The following is a 6,000-nucleotide window of genomic DNA, read 5'->3' as shown; positions in this document are numbered from 1 at the left end:
CCTCTCGGTTGTCGGTGCAGTTGTGGTAACCACACCGATACCGGAGGTCCTCACCTATCTGTCGCTGCCACGCCGTCCACAACGTCCCTGCTCATTACACCTAGTGCTCGCATCCTCGTAGGGTGCGATGTCGCCGACGCTGCCCGGGAACGAGATCGTCTGACCACGATGGGCAGCAGCGAACGCCGCGATGTCCGGGGAGCAGTAGTCACTCAATGCGAGCACAGCCGCGAGCTCCGGACTGTTCTCAGGCGTGAGAACAACGTCACCAGACACCGGCGATGGTGCCGGCGTTCCTGTCGCATCCGGGGCCAGCTGCTCGCTCGGTGCAGCTATCTCACTCGATGCAGGACTGGCAGTTTCCGCTGAGTCGGTGTCCCTTTCGCCAATAATGCCGATGGCTAAGATGACCGCTAACACCAGCGCAAACGCGCCGCCACCGACAATCCAGAGGACCCGGCGAGAGCTGGGCGTTGAACGTCGGAACATGATTTCCGTCCGGAGCCTGCCGGGTGTCTGAGAGACAACCTCCCAGCCTTCGCTTTCCATCTTCTCGATCGTTCGCGACTCAAGGCCTCGGACCGCGCGGACCGTCTTGGTCTCGTAAGTGTTTTCGGTGTCCGTTGGCATGTTCACAAAGCTCCCAGATTCGCGCCGGAACGTGACCGGACCCGCAGGAAGCTTACCGACCGACAAGGACTGTGCGGCCTGAGGTGGGCGCTGGCTTGTGGATGGAAGAGAGCGAAGCGCTCCGCGGGGCACGCGGTTCCGATGCGCCGGTACAGAACCCAGCACGAGGGTGAGGGTTACGCAGGTAACGGCACAAACCCTCGGCGAGGATCGCGTGAATCTTCACCGGCTCTTGCCGTAAACCACGTATGACAGGGTAAGACCTGAAGCTCTTGGATGGCGGTGGCGGGGTGACAGAAGCCTTCGGCGTCACGGTCGCCCATCAGGCCGTCGGGCACGGCGTCCCAGTCGCCGTCTTGCGGGTGAGTAGCGAGGGCTGCTAAGTCTTCGCTGTGCTCGGCGGCGGAGAGAGCAGCTGAGGCCTGTGCGATGACAATCAGCAGCGCCACTTGCTCTGCCATCGTGCGAGGCCGGGGAAGATGGCCGGCCTCGAGGTCTTCGGCCAAGTCGTCGAACGGTCGGGCCATGTGACGCCGCCACAGGGCGGACTCGTTGTACGTGCATTCGGGGAGCCGGTCGTAAGAAACGCGCTCAGCTATGCGCGTGCAACGGTCGTCCCGACAGCGCCATCATTGCCTCACCCAGTGCCTCGTTCTGGGTGGGGTGCGCGTGCACGAAGCTACCGACCTCCGATGGCAATGCTTCCCATGCCACCGCAAGTTGTGCCTCGCCGATCAGCTCGCCCACGCGGTCACCGACGAGGTGGACACCCACAACAGGGCCGTCCTCGCGTGCGCGAATCACCTTGACTCCGCCCGCGGTGGCGAGGATGCGGCTCTTGCCGTTGCCGCCGAGGTCGTAGACCACCGAGGTCACGGTGCCGTACTTTTCCTCCGCGGCCTTCTCGGTGAGACCGACCGACGCCACCTCCGGATGCGAATAGGTTACGCGCGGAACGAGATCTCCGTCGATACGTGCCGGCGCGAGCCCGGCAATGTGTTCGGCGACGAACATGCCGTGCTGGAATCCGCGGTGAGCCAACTGATAGCCCGCCACGATGTCGCCGACGGCATAGACGCCCTCTGTGGTGGTGAGCAGATTGTCGTCGACAGAGACGAAGCCGCGTTCGGTGGCGATGCCCTGCTCGGCCAGCCCGAGGCCATCGGTGCGAGGGCCGCGTCCGACGGAGACGAGCACGAGATCGGCGGCGAGGCTGTCTCCGGATGACAATGCCACCGAAACGTCGTCGAAAGATTCGGTGACGGTCTCGACCTTGGTACCGGTACGAATGTCGATGCCGCGCTTGCGTAATGCCTTGGTCAACTGCTTCGAGGCCCACTCGTCTTCACCGGGAACGATGCGATCGAGGGCCTCGACGACGGTGACCTTGGCACCGAACGATGCCCAGATGCTGGCGAATTCGATACCTATGACCCCGCCGCCGAGTACGACGACAGACTCCGGAACTCGATCGAGCGACAACGCCCCGTCGCTGGTGAGCACGCGCGGCCCCAGCTCGATACCGGGGATGGTGCGCGAATACGACCCAGTCGCGAGAACGAGAGAGGCCCCGGTGATGCGTCGACCGTCCACCTCGACGGTACGAGGACCGACGACCTGACCACGGCCCGAGAAGATCTCGATGTTCGGACGCTTCAGCAGGCCCTGCAGTCCGGAGTACAGGCCGGCGACCACACTGCGCTGATAGTCCAGTGCCGCAGGCATATCTACGCCCGCGAACGATGCGGTGACGCCGACATGCGCCGAACCGCGGACCGCGTCGGCCACCTCGGCGGTATGCAGCAGTGCCTTGGTCGGTATACATCCACGGTGCAGGCACGTGCCGCCGAGCTTGTCCTCCTCGACCAATGCGACCGTCAGGCCGAGTTGCTCCGCCCGCACGGCGCAGGAGTACCCACCTGATCCGCCGCCGAGGATGAGAACGTCGACGTCACTCATCGGACGGATCCCAATGCCACGACGGGGTTCTCGACGAAATCGGCCACGGTGCGCAAGAAACCGCCGGCCACTCCGCCGTCGCACACGCGGTGATCGAACGCCAATGACAGCTGCGCAACCTTGCGGACGGCCAATTGGCCGTCGACTACCCACGGGCGGTCGATGATGCGTCCGATGCCCAGGATCGCGGCTTCGGGATGGTTGATGATCGCGGCCGAGCCGTCGACCCCGAACACTCCGTAGTTGTTGAGCGTGAACGTTCCACCGCTCAGTCGTGCTGCGGGCAGGGAGCCGGTTCGCGCGAGTTCGGTCAGCTCGGCCAGCCGCTCGGAGAGTTCCTTCAGGTCGGCCTTGTCGGCCTGCGGCACAACGGGAACCATGAGTCCACGATCGGTCTGCGCGGCAATACCGAGTCCGACGTTCTCGTACCGCAGGATCTCGCCCGCGGCGGTGTCGACGGTGCTGTTGAGCTCGGGGAACTTGGCCAGCGCGATTATGGTGAGTTTGGCGAGAACTGCCAGCAGTGTCACCTTCACTCCGTCGATGGAGGCGTCGAGGTCACGTCGGGCTTGCAGCAGAGCCGTCACGTCGACGTCGACCCAGACGGTCGCCTCGGGAATTTCCGCACGACTGCGAGAGAGTTTGTCGGCGATGGTCTTACGGATGCCGGTGATGGGAATTCGAGTGACGCCCTCGGCACTGGGAGTGCTCGAGGACAGTGCCCGTTCCACGTCCGCGCGGGTGATGACTCCATGACTGCCGGCGACATCGATAGACGCCAGATCCAGCCCACCCTGCAGTGCCATGCTCCGAACAATGGGGGAGAGCACCTTCGGCGCAGTGGTGCGGTTAAGTGCCTCAGGCGGCACTTTTTCACTCCACTGCGGCGCAGCCGCACTACGCTTCCGGCGGCCGGTGGGGCCGTGGCCGGTTCCGTAGCCGATCAGCACATTTCCTGAGCCGGCGCGTTCTTCCTCGCGGTATCGCTCGTGGGCTGCAGGCGTATCGGCGACGGCACCGCCGGTGATGCTGATCAAGGGTGCGCCGACGGCGAGTGAGGTGCCCTCGGCCGCATGCAGTTCGCCGACAACGCCCTCGAAGGGGCAGGGCACCTCGACGGACGCTTTCGCTGTCTCTACTTCGACGACGACCTGATCGATGGTGACGGTATCGCCGGGCTTGACCTTCCACTCCACTATCTCGGCCTCGGTCAGTCCTTCACCGAGGTCGGGGAGCAGGAATACCTGCATGCTCATACCGTGACCGCCTTGCTGAGGTCGGGAGCGTCGTTCCACTGCAGTCGGTCGATGGCATCGAGCACACGGTCGGCAGACGGCAGGTGGAAGTGTTCGAGTTTCGGTGCCGGGTAGGGAATGTCGAGTCCGGTCACCCGCAGCACCGGCGCGTGCAGGTGGTGGAAGCAGCGCTCGGAGACGCGCGAGGCGATCTCAGCGGCGACGCCGGAAAACCCCTGCGCTTCCTGAATCACGATGCAGCGTCCGGTCTTCCGTACCGAGGCTGCGACGGTTTCGTCGTCGAACGGATTGATCGACCGCAGATCGATCACCTCGACGCTCCGGCCGTCCTCGGCAGCGAACTCTGCTGCCTGCATGGCAACCGACACGGTGGGGCCGTACGCGAGCAGAGTGACGTCGGTACCGGCACGACGCACGACGGCGGTGCCGATCGGCTCGGTCTTGGCCAGGTCGATGTCGTCCTTCGAGAAGTACAGCCGCTTCGGTTCGAGGAAGATCACCGGATCGGGATCTGCGATGGCGTCACGCATCAGCGAGTACGCGTCGGCGACGGTGGACGGGGAGACGACCTTCAGGCCCGGGGTGTGCGCGTAGTAGGCCTCGGACGAGTCGCAGTGATGTTCGACGCCGCCGATACCTCCCGCGAACGGGATGCGGATGACCATCGGCGCGGTGAGTGATCCGCGAGTTCTGTTGCGCAGCTTGGCAACATGGGACACGATCTGCTCGAAAGCCGGGTAGGCAAAGGCGTCGAACTGCATCTCGACGACGGGCTTGTAGCCCGACATCGCCATTCCGATCGCGAATCCCACGATGCCCGACTCCGCGAGCGGGGTGTCGAAGCAACGATCGTCACCGAAGTCTCGGGTCAGTCCGTCGGTGACGCGAAAGACGCCGCCGAGCGTGCCGACATCCTCGCCGAAGACGACCACCTTCTCGTCCTCGGTCAACGCGTCGCGTAGGGCGGCGTTGAGGGCTCCGGCCATGTTCATCGTGGTCATGACAGTTCTCCTGCTGCGATCTCGGCGGCGACCTGATTTCGCTGTTCGATCAGGCCGGGCGTGGGGGAGGAGTAGACGAACCGGAACAGATCCTCGGGGTCGACGTCCTGCTCGACGTTCATGCCCGCGCGAAGTGCTGCGGCATCGGCGTCGGCCGATTCCGTCATCTGTTCACGCAGCTCGTCGGTGAGCAGACCCTGGGCTTCGAGGTAGGAATCGAGGCGCGAGAGCGGATCTCGGGCCAACCATCCTTCGACCTCGTCTGCCTTGCGGTAGCGCGTGGCGTCGTCGGCATTGGTGTGGGCGTCCATGCGGTAGGTGTGCGCCTCGACGACCACCGGTCCTTTGCCTGCTCGGACGTACTTCACTGCCTCGTCCATCACGGCCATCATCGCGATCGGGTCGTTGCCGTCGACCTGCTCGCTGCCGATGCCGTAGCCGACTCCCTTGTGCGACAACGACGGAGCTGCAGTCTGACGCGCGAGTGGAACGCTGATGGCGAATCCGTTGTTCTGCACCAGGAAAATCACCGGTGCGCGGAACACCGCGGCAAAGTTGAGGGCCTCGTGGAAGTCGCCCTCACTGGTCGCTCCGTCGCCGCAGAACGCGAGGGCGATGGTGTCTCGTCCCTGCTTGGCCTCGGCGTAGGCGAAACCGGTCGCGTGCAGCAATTGTGTTGCCAGAGGGGTGCATTGGGGAGCGACCTTGTAGGCGGTGGGATCGTAGCCGCAGTGCCAGTAGCCGGCGAGCATGCCGAGCAGCTCCACCTGGTCGACGCCTCGCGCCGCGAGAGCCATCGAGTCACGGTACGTCGGAAACATCCAGTCCTGCTCACCCAGGCACAGGGCTGCGGCGATCTGGCAGGCCTCCTGGCCGCGGGAGGACGGGTAGACCGCAAGCCGACCCTGTTTGGTCAATGCTGTTGCCTGCTGGTCGAATCGGCGGCCGTGCACCATCGAGCGGTACATCTCGAGCAGGCGCTCGTTCGACGGGTGTGCGTAGCGGGCGGCACTGTCCACGCCCGTCCCATCGGGTGCGAGGTACTGCACGGGACGGTCGGCAGGCATGAACTGTTGGTAGGACGTTGCCGGAACCTTCTCGACGGTCGTCATGGGGCATTCTCCTGAGATCGGCTTGTACGGTGATTCTGGCCG

Annotated in this window: 5 protein-coding genes; all 5 read right to left on the bottom strand. The window is 64.5% G+C overall.

The genetic code is table 11. The annotated features are described in order from the left end of the window. Positions 1 to 54: 54 nt before the first annotated feature. Positions 55 to 630: a DUF4839 domain-containing protein gene (locus tag CH268_RS18190; RefSeq protein ID WP_141215163.1), complete on the bottom strand. Its 576-nt coding sequence runs from the start codon at positions 628 to 630 to the stop codon at positions 55 to 57. Positions 631 to 1,221: 591 nt separating this feature from the next. Continuing rightward, on the bottom strand, positions 1,222 to 2,589 hold the full coding sequence (lpdA, locus tag CH268_RS18180) for a dihydrolipoyl dehydrogenase (protein WP_094665446.1): 1,368 nt from the start codon (positions 2,587 to 2,589) through the stop codon (positions 1,222 to 1,224). Next, positions 2,586 to 3,845 (bottom strand): dihydrolipoamide acetyltransferase family protein, encoded by a 1,260-nt coding sequence (locus CH268_RS18175; protein WP_094665444.1) that lies wholly within the window; start codon positions 3,843 to 3,845, stop codon positions 2,586 to 2,588. Before CH268_RS18175 ends, lpdA begins: the two co-directional genes overlap by 4 nt. After that, on the bottom strand, positions 3,842 to 4,846 hold the full coding sequence (locus CH268_RS18170) for an alpha-ketoacid dehydrogenase subunit beta (RefSeq protein ID WP_094665442.1): 1,005 nt from the start codon (positions 4,844 to 4,846) through the stop codon (positions 3,842 to 3,844). The genes CH268_RS18175 and CH268_RS18170 overlap by 4 nt, the downstream gene beginning before the upstream one ends. After that, complete coding sequence (pdhA, locus tag CH268_RS18165) at positions 4,843 to 5,958, bottom strand: pyruvate dehydrogenase (acetyl-transferring) E1 component subunit alpha (RefSeq protein ID WP_094665440.1); 1,116 nt, start codon at positions 5,956 to 5,958, stop codon at positions 4,843 to 4,845. Before pdhA ends, CH268_RS18170 begins: the two co-directional genes overlap by 4 nt. Between the last annotated feature and the right edge of the window lie 42 nt (positions 5,959 to 6,000).

Source organism: Rhodococcus sp. 06-1460-1B (assembly GCF_002258475.1).
Classification (GTDB): Bacteria; Actinomycetota; Actinomycetes; order Mycobacteriales; family Mycobacteriaceae; genus Rhodococcoides; species Rhodococcoides fascians.
Note: the sequence above shows the minus strand (reverse complement) of the source record. Positions and strands in the feature narration are given on the sequence as shown.

What these genes read in the sequence shown, in the direction of transcription:
- CH268_RS18190 (WP_141215163.1), bottom strand. Translation starts at nt 630, where the DNA reads ATGCCAACGGACACCGAAAACACTTACGAGACCAAGACGGTCCGCGCG.
- CH268_RS18170 (WP_094665442.1), bottom strand. Translation starts at nt 4,846, where the DNA reads ATGACCACGATGAACATGGCCGGAGCCCTCAACGCCGCCCTACGCGAC.
- CH268_RS18175 (WP_094665444.1), bottom strand. Translation starts at nt 3,845, where the DNA reads ATGAGCATGCAGGTATTCCTGCTCCCCGACCTCGGTGAAGGACTGACC.
- lpdA (WP_094665446.1), bottom strand. Translation starts at nt 2,589, where the DNA reads ATGAGTGACGTCGACGTTCTCATCCTCGGCGGCGGATCAGGTGGGTAC.
- pdhA (WP_094665440.1), bottom strand. Translation starts at nt 5,958, where the DNA reads ATGACGACCGTCGAGAAGGTTCCGGCAACGTCCTACCAACAGTTCATG.